The following is an 18,375-nucleotide window of genomic DNA, read 5'->3' as shown; positions in this document are numbered from 1 at the left end:
CAGAAAAGCGAAGGTTTAGCCTTCACTTTTTTATGATGCCGGATTATGGGGATGAGACTCTTTAGCTCTGGGGTGCTTTACTCTATAATTGCCGCGCTTTTATCTGGGACATCCCGTTTTCACCTTGGATACATTATGATTTCGAAAAACCAACTCAAATTACTACGTGCTTTAGGCCAAAAGAAACAGCGCAAAGCGCACGGTCTGTTTTTGGTCCAAGGCGAAAAGAACGTACTTGAATTGGTGAACAGTGAGTTGCAAGTGAAACAGATTTTTGCTACCGGCGATTTTTTGGCTGCTAACCAAGATCAATTAGATGATTTTGAATGCATCGAAGCGTCATTAGATGATCTCACTAAAGCCAGTACACTGATTAGTAATAATGCAGCAATTGCGGTGGTAGAAATTCCTTCGGTCACGGTACCTCAAGCTCAAGGTTTGATGATTGCTTTAGATGGCGTGTCAGACCCCGGTAATCTCGGCACCATCATTCGTGTTGCCGACTGGTATGGCATTAAACACATTGTGGCGAGTAAAGATTGCGCCGACCCGTACAACCCGAAAACCATCAGTGCCACTATGGGCAGTTTTGGCCGTGTCACCGTCAGCCAACTGGATCTGCCAAGTTACTTAGAGCAGGCCAGCATTCCTGTATATGGCGCCTTTTTGGAAGGCGAAAGCATCCACAAAACGAAGTTTAACTCTGAGGGTATTCTTCTGATGGGCAGCGAATCTCATGGTATACGTGAGCAAGCGGCTCAGTTTGTTACAGACAAGATAACCATTCCCGCTTTTGGTGGTGCAGAGTCACTCAACGTGGCAATGGCGACGGGGATCATTTTAGATAACTTACGTCGCCAGCATGATGAATAAAAAGTCTTGAATGCAAAAAAGCGCAGTGATTTACTGCGCTTTTTTATATCTGAAGGTAGAGAGCTTTACTTCTCTAACATACCTAACTTGTCTGGTACACCATTCCACTTCTCAGCTTCATCCATTGCTGGCTTAACTTCGGTTTGCACGGGCCATAGTTCGGCGAGTTCGGCATTTAACTCAACGTAAAGCGTTTGGTCCTCAGGCACTTCGTCTTCCTGAAAAATAGCATTCGCGTCACATTCATCAACACATAAGCCGCAGTCAATACACTCAATAGGATTGATCACCATGAAGTTTGGCCCTTCGTGGAAGGCATCTGCAGGGCATACTGCGACACAGTCAGTATATTTACATTGAATGCAGTTATCGGTTACGACGAACGCCATGATGATCCGCTCTTAAGTTAGTCAAAAGTTGAGGAATGGGGATAATACTCATCCCAAGCGAAAATTCAATATCCAGCATAGTTATTGTTACTGATGCGGTCTGATTTAGTATGACAGACAATTCAAATTCTCGTAAAATGCGCGCCATTGTGAGCTGGTCGCTGAGCGATTCTGGCTAAGACACCTGATATTACGAGACATCAACATGATACGTTTAACTGAAATTAAACTCCCTCTCGACCACGAGGAAGAGGCACTGATTGCCGCCATTACCCAAAAACTCGGTATTTCTGAAGACCAAGTGATCTCTTTCAATTTATTCCGACGTGGTTACGATGCTCGTAAAAAGACAAATATTCTGTTGATTTACACGCTTGACGTTGTCGTTGAAAACGAGGAGCAACTGTTAGCGAAATTTGTTGATGATCCGCATGTTAAACAGACACCAGACATGGAGTACAAGTTTGTTGCTACGGCACCAGAGAACATCACTGAACGTCCGGTGGTTATCGGCTTCGGCCCTTGTGGCTTGTTTGCTGCGTTGATTTTAGCGCAAAGTGGCTTTAAGCCGATTGTGGTCGAGCGAGGTAAAGAAGTTCGTGAGCGTACCAAGGATACATTTGGTTTTTGGCGCAAACGTACTCTAAACACAGAATCAAATGTACAGTTCGGTGAGGGTGGCGCAGGTACGTTTTCCGACGGCAAACTCTACAGTCAGGTTAAAGATCCCAACTTCTACGGAAGAAAGGTGATTACTGAGTTCGTGGAAGCGGGCGCTCCAGAAGAAATTCTATACGTCAGTAAACCACATATTGGTACCTTTAAACTGGTGACCATGATTGAGAAAATGCGTGCGAGAATCATCGAGTTGGGTGGTGAAATTCGCTTTAGCACCCGTGTTGATGACATCCACATGGATGGAGACCAAATTACAGGTCTAACGTTATCGAACGGTGAAGAGATTCAATCTCGCTATGTTGTGTTAGCGGTTGGACACAGTGCGCGTGACACCTTTGAAATGCTGCACGACCGTGGCGTTTATATGGAAGCTAAGCCGTTTTCTGTGGGCTTCCGTGTTGAGCATAAGCAATCGACGATTGATGAAGCACGTTTTGGCCCTAACGCAGGTAATCCAATTTTAGGTGCTGCGGACTATAAGTTAGTTCACCATTGTAAGAATGGCCGCACTGTATACAGCTTCTGTATGTGCCCGGGTGGCACAGTGGTTGCCGCAACGTCAGAAGAGGGTCGCGTTGTGACTAATGGTATGAGCCAGTATTCACGCTCGGAACGCAACGCAAACAGTGCCATCGTGGTAGGTATTGATCCTGAGCGTGATTACCCTGGTGATCCCCTTGCTGGTATCCGTTTCCAGCGTGAGCTAGAGTCAGGTGCTTATGTTCTAGGTGGTGAGAACTATGATGCACCAGCACAGAAAATTGGTGATTTCCTGAAAGGTCGCGATCCAAGTGAGCTCGGTGACGTTCAACCATCATTTACGCCAGGTATCCATCTGACAGATATTTCTAAAGCGCTACCGGAGTTTGCAATCGAGGCGATTCGAGAAGCCATTCCAGCGTTTGATAAGAAGATTAAAGGCTTTGCATCTGAGGATGGTTTGCTCACTGGGGTCGAAACTCGTACCTCGTCACCGGTGTGTATCAAGCGCGGCAAAGATTTCCAGAGCATTAACCTAAAAGGTTTCTACCCCGCGGGTGAAGGTGCTGGGTACGCAGGGGGTATCCTTTCTGCTGGTATTGATGGGATTAAGGTTGCGGAAGCTTTGTCCAAGGCGATGGTGTCCGATCTGTAAAAGGTGTCATTCACGTAAGCAAACTCTTCGGCTCTTCTGTACTAACAGAGGAGCCAACCTGTCGCTATCCCTTAGCTAATCTATGTTCCATTTAACACCCACATTAAATTCAACTTGACTGTCAACTCGGAGATATTCTGGTCTATGCATCGAATAATAACGAGCGCTCATGCTTGTAGGCTACAGAACAAAACCAGAACTTGTCTTGGGCTTTTGCTTGGGTTACTGATTAAAACGGTCTTGTAGATACTCGATAAAAGTTTTGATTTGGCTTGGAATATACTTAGATTGCGCATATTGAGCGATGATCTTACCTTGATAGTTCCCTCCTACGTGCCAATCAGGCAACACTTCTATCACTTGCCCAGAGTCTATGTAAGATTGAATCGCAAATTCAGGAAACACTGAGATCCCGACACCACGCAAAACGGCTTCGCGTCTAATTTCACTGTGATTTACGGCGAATGATCCAGTGACGCTCATCGATAGTTTTTTTTTGTTGTTGGTAAATTCCCACACTCTATCCTTCGGATTTTCTCCTAAACATAAACAATTGTGCTGATCAATGTCTTCGGGGTGAGTTGGTGTACCATTGCTTTGTAAGTAAGCAGGGCTGGCGCACATAACTAAACGACACTGACCGAGTTGCCTAGCAATCAAGCCCTCAGTAGGGTTATCGGTTATGTGAATTATGACGTCTACCTCATCACCAATAGGATCAATATAGTGATCAGCCACTTTGAGTTGTAAAGAAATATTGGGGAAATGGTCAATGAAGTCGAGAAGCATCGGCATTAAAACTTGCCGAGAGAGTGCTTTGGGTGCGGCCACACGCAAAGAACCTGAAATGTCGGTTTTATCTACCTGAGCCGCAGAGATGGCCATTTTCGCCGAGTTCATCATGTCGCTACATAAACTGTAGACCTCTTGTCCGGTTGTACTTAGGCGCATCTGTCTAGTGGTTCTCTCAAGCAGCTTTTCTTGTAACGCATTTTCCAAGCGGGTGATGGAACGACTCACCGAAGAAGGTGACACCCCTAGCTTCTTAGCAGTTCCAGAAAAGCTTCCAGACTCGACCACATTGACGAAAATTGCCATCTCAGATAAGAGAGGGATTAGTTTATTTGTGTCCACAGTGCAATTATCCTTTGCATTTTGGCTATATTGTTTCGTCAAAGTTACTTATGGATACTAATTAAGTCAATTGACAGTATCGCAGAATGATTCAAGGACGGATGTGTGAAAAAAATAAGAAGCATCGGCGATGTTAAGACCGTTGCAAAGGTAGCTAATCATATCTTGACCTTATTTAGTGGTGGGCTAGACAGCTCTTATGTGCTGGATCTGCTAAAGAATTGTGATGTGAAGGTCACGGCGGTTGCCGTTGATTTGGGTGATGGGATAGAACACTCTAAGTTAAAATTAATCACGGATCACTATGGTTTTGACCTCAAGATCATCGATGCAAGACAGGAATTTGTTGAACATAGCTTAGTCTCAGCGATTCAGGCTCAAGCTATGTATTTGAATGACTATCCAGTCAGCTCTTCTCTTTCGCGACCTATCATTGTGAAAAAAGCAGTCGAGTTAGCGGACCTACTGAATTGTGACGCTATTATCCACACTGCAAATCAATCGCAAAATAGCCTGCGTCGTTTAAACGGTGCGATTGAAAAATCGGGTTTTGGCGGTTATTACGGTTCGCCATATGAATACTCGGCACTGTCTCGTGAAGATAAAGCGCAGGCCCTGTTTCATTCCGGTTTAGTTGGATTCAAGTCCAGAAATATTAGCGGTGATTCCAACTTGTGGTGTCGAGAGTTTGAATCTGGCGTTTTGGACGATCCGGAAAGTTTTGTGGTTTCAGATTCTTTGTTTACCTGGTCAAAGTGGCAACCAGAGAAACAATTAGACAATGATCAAATTAAAATCGGTTTCAGAAAGGGCTATCCCGTTACACTAAACGATAAACCGATTAATTTACTCGAGTTAATTGCCTTCATTAACAACTACGTTGGCGCGTATGAGATTGGTCGTTTTGTAGGGTTCGACCATCTCGATCAGGATGAAAAGGTACTAGAGGTGCGAGAAGCGCCCGCTGCCTTAGTTCTGATAAAGGCTTATAAGTTACTGGAAACGGCAACTTTACCTACAGATGTTCTCAAAGCGAAGGCATTGCATAACGATATGTGGACTCAGGAGGCCGTAGAGGGCCGATGGGGAAGCCTGTTGCAATGTGCAAGCTATGCGTTCATCGCTCACACTGCCGAGTTCGTTTCTGGCAGTGTCTCTTTTCAATTGTCTAGAGGGCATTTCATGCCCTCTAGCATTGTGGCCGATGAGCCAAAGTATCTTCGTAATAGAGATGAATGGGAGATTGATGTAGCTCGCCAGAGAGCTCAACGTGCCATTGAGCTTACCGATCAATCTAGGTCAAGTCGTCAGTTAGCATAGGAACCGCGACCGATGAATTTTACTCAGGGTGAGACAACAGAGATTCTCTCTGGCATAGCTAATACATTGAAAAATGATGATTATGTTTTTGTAACTGGCCGGCAAATGACAGTGTTGCTAGAGACCAATGTTGATGAGGTCGTGCGTTTTAAGCAATGCTGGAGCACATTGGAACGCGACAACTATATGGCAGACGGAGGGACCTATCGTTATCGGCGCTATGGTCAGTTTACGAAACTGGCGGCTCAACGCGAGATTAGCATGCTTCCTCATGAGCCTTATGTTCAACCAGCCTTTATCAATTCATTGAACGGTGATATTGAGCGTCATTTTGCACCGCTCAGCGATAAGTTTGTGACTTCCGTATTGTTGGAGAGACTGCTGCTGATGTTGGGTGATATCTATGATGCCGCGTTAAATACATCCGCTAACTGGAACATTCGTCTACACCCGTATCGAATTGTCACTAATGGTTCGCAACAAGGGCAGCCGACACCTGAAGGGCTTCATCGTGACGGTGTGACCTTCATTGCTTCTCTGATGATCAATCGAGTAAACGTTATGGGGGGAGTGACCAAAATTACCGACGCGAGCCGATGTTTGCGCGAAGAGCTGATGTTGGATAAAACTTTTGATTTAGTGTTGGCGAATGATAAGCAGACGATGCATGAAGTCTCGCCGATTACACCCGTTGATTTGGAAAAGTGCGCCTATAGGGACGTACTCGTAATAGCATTCACACGGATGGAGGATTGAGATGACAACGGCTGCTGATTCGTTAAAAAAAGGAAGTGTGAGGTTTCCCCTCACAGAGTTGCTACTTTTACTCGTAGCGGTATTTTGGGGAACGAGTTACGGCCTGACTAAAAGTGCTTTGGTCCATACGAGTGTTTTGTTGTTTATCTCGATACGATTTTCGATCACCTTTTTGTGTATGCTACCTGTGGTGATTCGAGACTTTCGCCGAGGATTGAATAAAGACTGGAAGATAGCGATTCCCACCGGTTTGATTCTATCGGCGATTTTTTTCTGTGAAGTGTTTGGGGTTTCCCAAACCTCAGCATCTAACGCTGCGTTTTTGATAAGTCTATCTGTCATTCTGACCGCTTTCGCCGAGCTGTTTATTAATAAGAAGAAGATCAGCAACACCTTATGGGGTTTAACGGTTTGTAGTGTGGTTGGTGTTTTGTTACTCACTAGCAAAGAGACGGTAGAGTTTTCTCTAAACAGTGGCGATTACTTTATTCTCACGGCGGCTTTCCTGCGTGCATTGATGGTCACTATGACCAAGCGGTTTACGGAAGGTAAGGCGATCACCACATCAACGTTAACGTCACTTCAATCTTTGGTGGTGGCATCGGTGGCTATTGTCTGTGCAATGACGTATTTACCCGCATCTGAATTTGTTATTCCTGCTTCATTTGAGTTTTGGCTGACAGTCACCTACCTCGTCTTGTTCTGTACCTTGTTTGCATTTTATGTTCAGAACTACGCAGTGCGCCGCACGTCTCCGACGCGCGTTTCCTTGCTGATGGGCAGTGAACCTCTGTTCGGCGCCATATTCGCCATGGTTTGGTTGCAAGAATCGCTCAGTACGATACAAATCTTAGGCGGGGCTCTGATTCTATTTAGTGTGGTAGTTACCTCGACAAAGGAATCTTAAAGCAAAGCGGACTATGGGGTCCGCTTTTTACTACCGACTTAAGCTAATCACATCCTATGGACTGATTTTCAACAGCAGTTGAACCCAGTTATGCCTCTTATCGACGATACTGTGGTGTTCAGAAGGACGTGCTCCCGTCTTACGGTCATGTGTTTGTTTCTCAACTTTAAGCTTTGCTAGTGCTAGTTATAGCGACATCAGTTACCATGACAATTATTGCCTTTTCTTTATAAATTTACTGGTTGAGAGAACTCATCAATGAGTGAGACGTTTGATAGACAAAGCAGCTTTGGTTGGCTGATCAATGTAGTGGCGAATGATGCTGCGAAAACCTTGGATACGGAACTCAAGAAGCATGGGTTAACACTTGCCCTTTGGCCGACTCTTATGTGTTTGTGGGAAGAAGAAGGCGTGACTCAACGCGATATCGCTCAGAAATCTAAAGTGGAAAATTCAACGACAACTCGCACTCTTGATAAGTTGGAAAGTTTAGGTTTGGTTGAGCGTCACCCTGACCCCAACAGTCGTCGCGCTTTTCGTATTTATTTGACCAATGAGGGAAGAGCGTTAAAGGATACCTTGGTCCCTATCCCTATTGCGATTAATCAAAAGTTGCTTAGCATGCTTGAACCTGAAGAACGTGGTGAAATCATTCGCCTACTGCAAAAAATGGTCGTTGCTGTTTGAGGGAGAGGAATTAATGACTAAGCCACTAAATGAATGCATTGTCCCTATGTATCCAACAATACAAGCGTTGGACGTGAATGCATTGGAACCTGGGGAGCACAAGTTCTGGTTTGCGGTTGCCACAGATGCTATTGGCCATCCGCAGACATTGCCCGTACGTGTGTTTAAAGGTGATAAGCCGGGGAAACGTATCATGATTACCGCAGGTGTTCATGGTGACGAGCAAAATGGAATTCTAACAGCACAAAAATTGGCACGTGAGTTGGAAGGTAAATCTATTTGCGGCTGTATTACCATAGTGCCTACTGTTAATCTTTCTGGCATAGCAAGGCATAGTCGAGACTTTCATTCTGCAGCCCCCGATAGCTCTTCCGCCAACCTTAACCGTGTGTTCCCTGGTAACCCAAATGGTGATGATGCTAGCCGCTATGCCAATAGTCTTTGGGAGAACTTGCTGAAACCCAATGCGGATTTGGCTATCGATCTTCATTCTCAGACTAGTGGCTCTGCTTATCCCTTATATGTTTTCGCTGATTATCGCTTGGATGATTCGATTCGTATGGCAAGGCTTATCAACTCTGATGTGATTCTCAATGACCCTGGAGATCCTGGCATTTTAGAAACAGTGTATAACCGAGCTGATATTCCATCCATCACCATTGAAGTAGGGATAGGTCGATACACGGACTTGGAGATGATTCAGCGTGCCACTAATGGTGTCCTCAACATTTTCAAAGATTACGCGCTGATTGACGGCGACCTTGCCATTGCGGACTTCCCTTGTCTTGAGGGAGAGCGAATTACCAGTGTTCGGGCGGAGCAGGGAGGGTTTGTTGTGTGCCATGTTGAGTTGATGGAGTTAGTCGAGCAGGGGCAGATTTTGGCAACTCAGTACAACAGTTTTGGTGATGAAATTCAGATCTATTACTCTCCAATAAGAGCGACAGTCATTAGTCACAATGTCGAATCCGTGCGAGCGCCTGGTTCATTGATTGTTCGTCTTATAGATTGATTATGACTTGCTATGATTATCGTCCCATGAACAGTGAGATTGAGCGGTGAAAACATCATCGCCTTTGCTCGTATGATAATAGCTACTTGGTAAAAAGGCTTCTACTGTTATCCACTAGCGCTGATACCTGAATCAATATTGCGGTACTGAGTGTTGACCTTAGCTTGTGGTGTGCGTTAAGTCATCGTCAGGTGGAGCATAACTTGTTGTTAAACGGGGGTCCGTAAGGTTAAGTTATGGCTTCGAATCGGTCCGCCAAAACATGTCTCAGAGCGGGTAGCGTTGTAGGCTTATCCAAGCGACCATCCATTAGGTGGTAAATCTTCTCCAGTTCTATGTCTCCTGTTTCGCCAGACAATGCGATAATTGGAGTCTCGGGCGAAAGTTGTTTGATTTTCCGACTTGCATCAAAACCGTTCATCACAGGCATCTGAATGTCCATTAAAACAAGATCGACTTGGGTCGTTTTAAATACGTCAATAGCATTTTTACCGTTATTTGCTTGTATGCTATTGATTCCAAGCTGATTCAAGTACATTTGTGCAAGGGAGCGTTGGACTTTTTGATCATCAACGATAAGTACGGTCGGTCCATCGTTGTGAACATCAACGTTTGCCTCGTGTGACTGTTGGGAATTGCGTTGAGTTTTAGGGTTGTTTGCCAAGTCAGGTATATCGAATGTGTCTAAAGCAGGAGCATTTGGTGCGATAGGAAAATACAAATGAAATTCTGTAAATTCTCCTAGCTTTGATCGACACTCGATTTTGCCTCCAAATGAGCGCATGACGCGCTGACAATAACCCAGACCGAGGCCACTTCCGCCACTCTTTTGGTAAGAGAAGAAATCATCGAAGATCTTATCTGCAACCGACTCATCGATTCCTGGTCCTGTATCCCGAAAAACAAGTACATTTCCATACAACTCTGTATGGGTGCTCATCTCAATGCAGCTATTTGGGTATTCTTCAAAATAGTAAACCGCGTTGCGGATTAGATTAAAGATAACGAAGTTGAAGAGTGTTTCGTTCACTTTAATTACAAAATCAGTGTGTTCAGGGAGTTGGATTCTTTCCATGAGCACACTATTTTCAAAGCCGTATTGATCTACGGCATACTTAACCGCTGTGTGAATAGAAGTAAATGTTGTTAAATCATGTTCTGTGACAGAGCTGTTGACCTCTCGAAGAATCAGGTCGATCAACTGTCGACCTCGGAGTATCGCTTGTAAGCTATCCTCTATATCAATCTGGGTCTGTTCTATTGGTCCATTGTTATAAATACGCTGTTTTAGTGCCTCTAACTTCAATTGCACTTGTGCGAGAGGATTACGCATCTCATGAGCGATAGAATGAGCGAGTACCCGGTTTTGGTTAATTTTTTGATCGGCTTCAATCGAGCTTTGTATGCGACTTAAAAGTATTTTTAGGGCTGAAATCTCTTCACTGGAGAAAAGCTGTTTGTTGATTTTGTGCGATGAAATGAGCAAGTGCGTTATCGATTGACACTGATCGGAAAGGGGCATAACCAAAGCGATATTATTGGAAGTCATCTCATCACATAGTGCTTTTACCGGGCTCTTTAAATCACGTCTATTTTCATTGATTTCAGACAGTTCATCTAACAACAATATTGAGTCATTGGAAGATAGAAAACCTTTGTAGCTGGAATCAGCATCATCACTGGTGACCAATCGTAACTTATCGTTAGGAATATTGAGTAAACAACTCAAACGTTCCATCGCATCGTCAATGGATAACTTGAAGTCTTCCTCTAATGCGAGAATTTGCTGTACTAGAGTATTCTTGTTTCCATAGATAAGCAGAGAGACATAGCGACTGATGTGCTTGTAAAGTAAATGCCAAGTCGTACCAATAAATGCAATCGCTGGGATCAAAAATAAGGCATCTTTGTGCACTAATGGGGCGAAAACATAGCTTAAAAAAACGGCGAAAATTCCGCTGACTAAAAGCGCACTTGTTGTTGTGTATACCAGATATTTAAAGCTGTAGAAGCGGGTTGTTAATAAGGCATAGCCAAAGAGTAGAGTTTCACTAATAGACAAAACTGGAGGTAGCCACGTTAGAGAAAAATCGCCAAAGAAATAGGTAACACCAAGGTGTATGATTACGGTAGATATCATAAAGATTAAAATACCAGCAATCATGTAGTTGTTTTTGGCCTGCGCGATTCTGCCTATATTGCTTCTCATTGCCATCAGGTTTACTAGCGTAAGTAACACAAAGAGCACTAGAATAATAAAAAAGTAAAAGGTATGAGGTCCAAAAATTAAGACAAACTGACTTGGCCCCTCGATTTGTATGTTTTTTACGGTTAGTCCTGATTGAACATTAATATATATGGCATATGCAGAAGCAATCATGAAAGTGGTTTTTTGCCACAGTGGTACTTTGGACTTTTTCTTATCTGCGACAAGTTGGCATGATAGATAGTAAGCAAAGGCGAATGCAAAAAAAGAGGCGAGATTCGCCAGTTTAGCCATGAAAACCCCCATATCATGACCTAGATAAGGAAGAAGTCCGGTATGAAAGTAAAAATTACAGCCTATCCACGAAATAATACACAGAGAATAGGCAATATAAGAGGCATGATATGAGCCTATGATTTTTTCATTATTTTTGACTCTAAAGCAATAATAAATAATCCATAGTAGTACTGCGGCTATTACAATAATCAGGGTTATTGCTTTAGGGTAAAGTATAACAATTGAATCTAAGTCAGACATATCATTCATTTAAGGAACATAGTTGCTTCTGTGAAAACACGGCTCGTTTATATTCACGGAATTGAGTATTGTTTAATGCTTCCGCCATCTTCTCAAAATTCCAGAAACCACGGTAAGTGATTCTATGGTCGTCATTTATATCACAATAACCCGCATGGAAGTATGCATTTTCACTAATTGATTGGTAATAGTTTAGCATAAAAACCTGCTCTATAACTGTAAAGCCAAATTTATATCCACTCTTATGCATTAAGTTCATGAGTTTTTTCTGTGCTAAGTATAAAAAGTAGAGCTTTTGCTGTGTGCTTCCATTGACGGCTAAACGTAAAACTTCACATACTTGCTCTGTGTTTGATAGCGTACGCTTAAAGTAATGGTCAAACTCTGAAAGAGAGTCACAAGATGGTAAGGATTGATTGTCAAATAGCCGGTAGTGATAAAATTCATAGTAGGCTTGATTGGGTAAGCAAAATGTCCATTTGTTATTAGTAAATTGAGGAGTGTAACTTAGCCAGTTAGTTTGATTGTCCCAATCTTGTACGAGTGCAGAAGCGACCAGAGTAGGGTATGGTTCATTAGGGTTGTCTTTATAGAGGATAAAGTGTTTTCCTTTTTGTGATAAGGAAAGTAGAGGCAGCATCTCATACCACTTCTCACCCTTTACAAATTGTTCTAGGTTACTAAGGGTAATTGCATCTTTAAGCGACATAATGTTGGCATAACCGGGCATTTTGACGATTAGTCCTGAATTCTCGATTTTGTCAACTAACATACAAGCATAATCATTATCGTCGAATGATATTTTGTTATCTGAATTAACTTGATTGATAGCCGTAGAATCTTTTTTTATCGCTTCTATTTCACATTGACACCAAAATTCTAGCCAGTGAGAGAAACAACATGAAGCTTGATATTCTAAATTACGGATATTTTCAGGAAATGAACTAGGATACTGTGTTATTAAGTCATGATAGTCCATTAATTCAAATAGTGTTGAAAGGCTTCGCAATCTATATTTTGGGAACAGAGTGACTAACTGCTTTTTACGCATGTTAGTTACGCTAAGAAAAATTTCAGCTCTTTGTTTTTTGCTACAATGAGTAAGAACAAGGTCAATCAGACTTTGTTTCTTTTCTTTAATGGGCAAATTTTTATTCGATAGAACATCCAGATTAAAATCAAGCGTCATGACGTACCTTATTGATAATATTAATAATTTTTTGTGTTTTATAATTTTCAAATATATCATGAGGGTGTGCGTGTTGCCATGCTAAGAAAAGCGATGTGAGCAGCATTTTTGGTGATAGTTTTAATTTTAGTGTACGCCATATTACCCATTCAGTTGACCCGCAAGTGAAAGTAAAATTTAAGCGAAGTTAATTCTTAGAGAGCTGTGTATATATTACCATTTCCTGTTTGCCTGTTAAGGTATCAAATATGCGACGCGATATAATTATAGTGACAATCCTATCACTATGATGGAATCTATTAGTGACGAAAATAAAGTAGTTTTCTAAGCGGGGCGACCAAAACAGCAATTTGGGACACTTTTTCTGATTAATAATTGGTAATACTGGCATCACAATTATTTGTGGGGTCAATAATGCTGTTCAATCAACCCATCACACTTCGATCCGTTATCCGGCTGAGTCCCATTAAAGTCATGCTGACTTGGCTGATGGTACTGGCTGAGAACGTATTTATGATTTTGCTGCCGCTGTTTATTGGCTTTGCTATTGATGGTGTGCTCAAACAAAACTTGCAGCCGTTACTTATGTTTGCAGCGATCTTATTTGTACTGGTGGTACTCAGTGTTGCCCGTCGTTTTTACGATACTCGTGTTTATGGCGGGATCCGAGTGCGGTTGTCCAATTTGGTTGAGCGTAATTTGCGCGGTCAATCAGTCTCAGTCAAAGATGCCCGACTGTCCATGTCCCGCGAGCTGGTGGATTTTCTAGAGGAAGATTTACCATCGCTGATTACTGCCGTTGTGCAGTTGGTCGCTACGGTTGTCATTCTCGCCACTTTTCACATCAAACTTGCATTATGCGTGTTGGTCGCAGGGCTGAGTATGCTGCTGATTTATGCTCTGTTCCATCAAACATTTACGCGACTTAATGGCGCGTTAAACGATCAGTTAGAGCAACAGGTTCGCGTGCTTAGCGGTCAGCCTTTCGCGGCGATTAGAACGCACTTTGAACGCTTGAAACGCTGTGAAATCAAATTGTCAGATACCGAAGCGCTGGTGTATGGGCTGATCTTTATTGTCTTATTTGCAGCAGTCCTAACCAACCTTTGGATGGTCAGCATCCTTATTGATCCTACAGTAGGTCAGGTTTTTTCCATCGTAACTTACTCATTGGAATTCGTGGAAACGGCAGTGATGTTGCCTATCACACTGCAAACCTTGTCGCGTCTGATGGAGATCAGCCAACGACTAAATCAAAACCCCGCTCAATTGGCTGTAGAGGATAAGCCTTATGAAATTTAAAAAGACTCTTGCAATATTAGCTGGCTGCGGGGCAATTTTCGCGGCATTGGTGGTTGTGGATGTTTTAGAGCCTCAGCCAGTTGTGATTGAGCAAAAAGCGCCGAGCAAAACCCCGGTTTCGGTACTGCAAGTGACGCCGGAAGATCACGATTCCAATTTGACTTTGCTGGCAACAACAACTGCGCGTTGGCCGATCCAGCTTAAGGCTTCAAGCAGCGCTCAGTTGGCGTGGTTGAACCCCGATATCGAACCGGGTGTATTGGTGAAAAAAGGTACCTTGTTGGCGAAGCTCAACACCAGCGCTTTAGAGTCTAATTTGGCTCAGGCGAACAGCAGCGTTAAGCAGGCAGAATTAAACCTTAAACAGGCACAGCACGAACAAACGGTCGCGTTAAAAATGCTATCACCGACCAAAAGCTCACCGTTTGCTCGCCGTGAGCCACAGGTGTTGGCAGCCAAGGCAGAGTTGGCACAGGCAAAACAGGCTTACACCAGTGCAGCAAAGTTGCTTGAGGAAGCAAGTATTGCAGCGCCGTTTGATGCTGTGATCATGCGTCGTAACATCAGCCCCGGTGAATGGTTGGAAGCCGGACAGGTGACTTTTGAACTCGCCGCCAGCGACTCACTGGATGTCGAGCTGCCTGTTTCGGAAATTCACTGGCAGCAGGTGCAATCCGTGTTGCGTCAGCCTGAGATTACAATTGTGAATCGAGATGGCAGCGAGTGGCAGGCACAAGTTCGATATGTCTCGCCGCAGGCTGATCCAACCACACGTCAGCGACAAGTGGTTTTGTCTGTTCGCGAACCTTATCAAGGAATGACTCGTTTACTGCCCAATCAACAGGTGAAAGTCATCGTTAGTCTCGGCTTACGGCCTGAAATTGTGACCTTGCCACTCAGTGCTATCACACGAGATGGATACGTCTGGACACTTGATGAGCAGAACCGATTGCAGAAAGAGTGGATTACGCAAGTAGGACAAGCGCGTAATCAGGTTTATGCCCGCTTTGATCAGGACAGCGCTAAGGCACGTCAGGTGGTGGTGTACCCACTGCTGTCGATGCTACCGGGGAAGCAAGTCGTTCCTCAAGCTGCGCAGATATTGGTCGCGAAGCAGGAGGGTAATCAATGAGCTGGCTGACTAAGTGGTTTATCAACAACCCAGTAGGGGCGAATCTGTTGATGCTCGCGATCATCGCCAGTGGTGTTATGGCGTTTGGTCAACTCCGTGTGGAGTCCTTTCCGCAGATTGCGCCGTCATCGGTTGTGATCAATGTTGTCTACCCGGGAGGTACAGCTAAACAGATTGATGAGAGTGTTACGCAGCGAATTGAAGAGTCCATCAGTGGTATCTCTGGTATTAAACAGGTGACTAGCCAGTCTAGCGCAGGAATGTCGAGCGTTGTTGTACGCAAAACCAGCAGCGCCGACCTCAATAAGCTGCTGGATGATGTACGTAATCGAGTGAATGCGATCAATGGTTTTCCTGCTCAAGCTGAAAAGCCGCAGGTGGTTAGAAATGAATTTACCAACTTGGCTGCTTTTGTTGTCGTTTCGGGGCCACGCAGCGATGAGCAACTTCAACCCATCGCAAGACAGGTCGAGCAAGCGCTAAAAAGTAATCCCAAGATTTCTAAAGTATCCAACTGGGGAAGTCGCAAGCCACAACTTATTATTGAGCCAGATCCAGCACAGCTCAAGAAACTGGGTTTGAGTCTGGAAGATTTAGCCACCAGCATCGGACAGATGTCACTTGAGTCTCGCACGGGTGAGCTGATCAGTGACAAGGGCCGCATGGTCATCCGTGGTGATGGCTACGCCGATGACGTACAGAAGCTGCGTCGTCTGGCGATCGTCTCTCGTCCATCCGGTACCGTCTATTTAGGTGACATCGCTACGCTGAGTCGTGGCTATGAGCGCAGTGGCTCCATCGTCCGTAATAATGGCATCAACGCAATCGCTCTGCTGATCAGCACCAGCCAGACCGACAACCTGCTCAAAGTGAGCGATGCAATTAAGGATACCTTGGCTCAGCAACGCAAAATCCTGCCTTCAGACATTGAGCTGAATACCATGGCAGACATGGCGCCCTATATTGAAGAGCAACTGTTCAGGCTCGGTGATAATGCGTGGCAAGGCCTTTTGATTGTTGTGGTGCTACTAGGCATTTTTCTAGAGCTGAAATTGGCATTTTGGGTAGCCGTAGGTATACCAGTCGCTATCGCAGGTACCTTAGGGGCGATGCAATTAGCTAACTACAGCATCAATGACATCACTTTGTTTGGCTTCATTCTGGTGTTGGGGATTCTAGTTGACGATGCCGTTGTCGTAGGCGAGGCCATTCACGAACAACGAGGTAAACATGCGAGTGGGCGCAAAGCAGCGTGGCACGGCGTGCACTCGGTTTCCGTTGCAACGGTATTCGGTGTTTTGACCACCATCGCGGCATTTTCGCCAATGCTTTGGATTAACAACGATTTTGCCAAGATTCTGGCTGGGTTCTCCGCTGTGGTGATATTTGCGCTGCTCTTCTCCCTGATTGAAAGTAAGTTCATTCTGCCATCGCACCTAGCACAGTTGTCCGTGAGTAAAAAATCTAATGGCATTTTCTCTCGCATTCAGTCTGTCGCTCAAGGCGGTTTGGAGTGGTTCAATTTCAGAGTGTACAAACCTACCTTGGAAAAGGTACTGGATTATAGATTGGCATCACTGTTGGGCTTTGTAGCCGCGATCGTACTGGCATATGGCATGTGGTCTACTGGGACGATCCGAAGTGCCATTTTCCCTGAAATCCCGGGTCGATACGTTACCGCGAAAGTTGAGCTAGAAGACGGTGCCCCTTTACCTCTACAAAAGAAAGCTTTAGATCAAATCGAACAGGCGATGATCAACGTCGAAGACGAGCTGATGCGAGACTATCCGTTGAGCCAGCCACCCGTGGTCAACCTGCTTGCGTGGTCCGATGGTTATGGAGAGGTGGAAGTGACCGCTGAGCTAACCAGTGAAGCCCTGAGCCTCTTGCCGGGTAATTTACTGGCCGATAGTTGGCGTACTCATACTGGAAGTATTGAAGGAGCATATTCGGTTCAGTTTAGTGCGGCTGAGGCGCCTGCTGGTGGAACATTCATCTCGATATCGTCCAGCGACCTAGAGCTCGCTGAGCGCGTCAGTAGTCAATTGGCGGACAAACTGGCCGCTTTGCCTGGCGTAGCGGATATTTATGATGACGGTAAAAGCGGCCAGCCTCAGGTGCGGTTAGTGTTGAATAAATACGGTCAGCAGCTCGGATTGACGCAAGACAAATTGGCGCGATTGGCGGGTGAGGCATTTGGTGAGCGAGAAATTCATCGCTTGTTGGAACAAGGCCAAGAAACCAAGGTGCTGCTGCAATACCCTCGTTCAGAGCGTAAAACCCTCGCTCAGCTTGAGCAGACTATGGTATTGCTGCCTAAAGGAAAGAGTGTCTTACTCGGTGATATTGCTGAATTTCGTCATGAGCAGGAGCCTCAGATCCTCTACCGACGTAATCGTGAGCAAGTGGTAAACCTCTATTGGAAGCAGAGCCGAGACGTTCAGGCGCCTGAGCAGACTATGGCTCAGCTTAGCCCTGAGATCAAAACGCTGCATCAGCAGTATCCAGGGGTTCAGATCAAAGCAGGCGGCGAATTTGAAGAGATTGGTGAAGTTTCAGACGGCTTCCGCTCTGCGATGATTTTGACCATTCTGCTGATTTACATCTTGTTGGCGGTTCCGCTGAAATCTTACTGGCAGCCGTTCATTATCATGGCAGTGATTCCATTTGGTTTTTCTGGCGCTATTTTCGGTCACTACTTGATGGATCTGCCAATCAGTTTGCTGTCTATGTTCGGCATGATGGCAATGACGGGAATAGTGATCAATGACTCATTGGTACTGATCACGCGCTTTAATGCTGAGTATCGTAGCGGTGTGCCGCTTAAACAGGCCTTGATCACGGCTGGTACCAGTCGATTGAGGGCGATTTTCCTCACGACTATTACAACGGTATGTGGTTTGCTGCCGCTACTCAGTGAGACCGCAGAGCAAGCGCAGTACTTAAAACCTGCAGCGGTTTCATTGGTGTTTGGTGAGCTATTTGCTACGGCTGTAACCCTGCTTCTGATACCAATACTGCTGGGGATGACCAGTCGTAAAGCGCCAAAGCCTGTCGAAGATGAATTGGCATTGGAGGGAGCTTAATGCTGAGCGTGATTGATTTTATCCGGTTGACG

Annotated in this window: 14 protein-coding genes; 10 read left to right on the top strand and 4 right to left on the bottom strand. The window is 44.7% G+C overall.

Annotated elements, in window-relative coordinates; genetic code table 11:
- Window positions 1-135 precede the first annotated feature (135 nt).
- Window positions 136-873 carry an RNA methyltransferase gene (locus TW84_RS06825; protein WP_045974906.1) on the top strand — a complete coding sequence of 246 codons (738 nt, stop codon included), beginning with the start codon at window positions 136-138 and terminating at the stop codon, window positions 871-873.
- A 65-nt stretch (window positions 874-938) separates the two neighbouring features.
- Here the strand turns inward: TW84_RS06825 and fdxA are convergent, their stop codons facing one another.
- Window positions 939-1,262, bottom strand: a complete 324-nt coding sequence (fdxA, locus tag TW84_RS06820; protein ID WP_045974905.1) for a ferredoxin FdxA — start codon at window positions 1,260-1,262, stop codon at window positions 939-941.
- 205 nt (window positions 1,263-1,467) lie between these two features.
- Here fdxA and TW84_RS06815 point away from each other — a divergent pair, with 205 nt between their 5' ends.
- Window positions 1,468-3,075 (top strand): NAD(P)/FAD-dependent oxidoreductase, encoded by a 1,608-nt coding sequence (locus TW84_RS06815; RefSeq protein WP_045974904.1) that lies wholly within the window; start codon window positions 1,468-1,470, stop codon window positions 3,073-3,075.
- Between the two features lie 222 nt (window positions 3,076-3,297).
- On the opposite strand, the gene TW84_RS06810 is transcribed toward TW84_RS06815, so the two are convergent.
- Window positions 3,298-4,209: a LysR family transcriptional regulator gene (locus TW84_RS06810; protein WP_045974903.1), complete on the bottom strand. Its 912-nt coding sequence runs from the start codon at window positions 4,207-4,209 to the stop codon at window positions 3,298-3,300.
- A gap of 105 nt (window positions 4,210-4,314) precedes the next feature.
- On the opposite strand from TW84_RS06810, the gene TW84_RS06805 reads away from it, so the two are divergent.
- From TW84_RS06805 to TW84_RS06785, 5 genes are all read left to right on the top strand, one after another.
- Window positions 4,315-5,529, top strand: a complete 1,215-nt coding sequence (locus TW84_RS06805; protein ID WP_045974902.1) for an argininosuccinate synthase-related protein — start codon at window positions 4,315-4,317, stop codon at window positions 5,527-5,529.
- Between the two features lie 12 nt (window positions 5,530-5,541).
- Complete coding sequence (locus tag TW84_RS06800; RefSeq protein ID WP_045974901.1) at window positions 5,542-6,285, top strand: 2OG-Fe dioxygenase family protein; 744 nt, start codon at window positions 5,542-5,544, stop codon at window positions 6,283-6,285.
- Between the two features lies 1 nt (window position 6,286).
- Window positions 6,287-7,192: a DMT family transporter gene (locus tag TW84_RS06795; protein WP_045974900.1), complete on the top strand. Its 906-nt coding sequence runs from the start codon at window positions 6,287-6,289 to the stop codon at window positions 7,190-7,192.
- Window positions 7,193-7,450: 258 nt separating this feature from the next.
- The gene (locus TW84_RS06790; RefSeq protein ID WP_045974899.1) at window positions 7,451-7,879 is read left to right on the top strand and encodes a MarR family winged helix-turn-helix transcriptional regulator; all 429 of its coding nucleotides are present in this window, start codon (window positions 7,451-7,453) and stop codon (window positions 7,877-7,879) included.
- Window positions 7,880-7,892: 13 nt separating this feature from the next.
- The gene (locus TW84_RS06785; RefSeq protein WP_045974898.1) at window positions 7,893-8,891 is read left to right on the top strand and encodes a succinylglutamate desuccinylase/aspartoacylase family protein; all 999 of its coding nucleotides are present in this window, start codon (window positions 7,893-7,895) and stop codon (window positions 8,889-8,891) included.
- A gap of 229 nt (window positions 8,892-9,120) precedes the next feature.
- On the opposite strand, the gene TW84_RS06780 is transcribed toward TW84_RS06785, so the two are convergent.
- Both TW84_RS06780 and TW84_RS06775 read right to left on the bottom strand, forming a co-directional pair.
- Complete coding sequence (locus tag TW84_RS06780; RefSeq protein ID WP_045974897.1) at window positions 9,121-11,634, bottom strand: hybrid sensor histidine kinase/response regulator; 2,514 nt, start codon at window positions 11,632-11,634, stop codon at window positions 9,121-9,123.
- Between the two features lies 1 nt (window position 11,635).
- Complete coding sequence (locus TW84_RS06775; protein WP_045974896.1) at window positions 11,636-12,823, bottom strand: acyl-homoserine-lactone synthase; 1,188 nt, start codon at window positions 12,821-12,823, stop codon at window positions 11,636-11,638.
- A 414-nt stretch (window positions 12,824-13,237) separates the two neighbouring features.
- On the opposite strand from TW84_RS06775, the gene TW84_RS06770 reads away from it, so the two are divergent.
- Genes TW84_RS06770 through TW84_RS06760 form a run of 3 tightly spaced genes read left to right on the top strand, consistent with a single transcriptional unit; the run spans window position 13,238 to window position 18,343 of the window.
- On the top strand, window positions 13,238-14,125 hold the full coding sequence (locus tag TW84_RS06770; protein ID WP_045974895.1) for an ABC transporter six-transmembrane domain-containing protein: 888 nt from the start codon (window positions 13,238-13,240) through the stop codon (window positions 14,123-14,125).
- Entirely contained in the window at window positions 14,115-15,257 is a 1,143-nt protein-coding gene (locus tag TW84_RS06765) for an efflux RND transporter periplasmic adaptor subunit (protein WP_045974894.1), read from the top strand. Before TW84_RS06770 ends, TW84_RS06765 begins: the two co-directional genes overlap by 11 nt.
- Complete coding sequence (locus TW84_RS06760) at window positions 15,254-18,343, top strand: efflux RND transporter permease subunit (protein WP_045974893.1); 3,090 nt, start codon at window positions 15,254-15,256, stop codon at window positions 18,341-18,343. Before TW84_RS06765 ends, TW84_RS06760 begins: the two co-directional genes overlap by 4 nt.
- The last annotated feature ends 32 nt before the right edge of the window (window positions 18,344-18,375 follow it).

The organism is Vibrio neptunius (genome assembly GCF_000967495.1).
Lineage (GTDB): Bacteria > Pseudomonadota > Gammaproteobacteria > Enterobacterales > Vibrionaceae > Vibrio > Vibrio neptunius.
The sequence above is the reverse complement of the archived record's forward strand: the minus strand, read 5'-3'. Positions and strand labels throughout refer to the sequence as shown.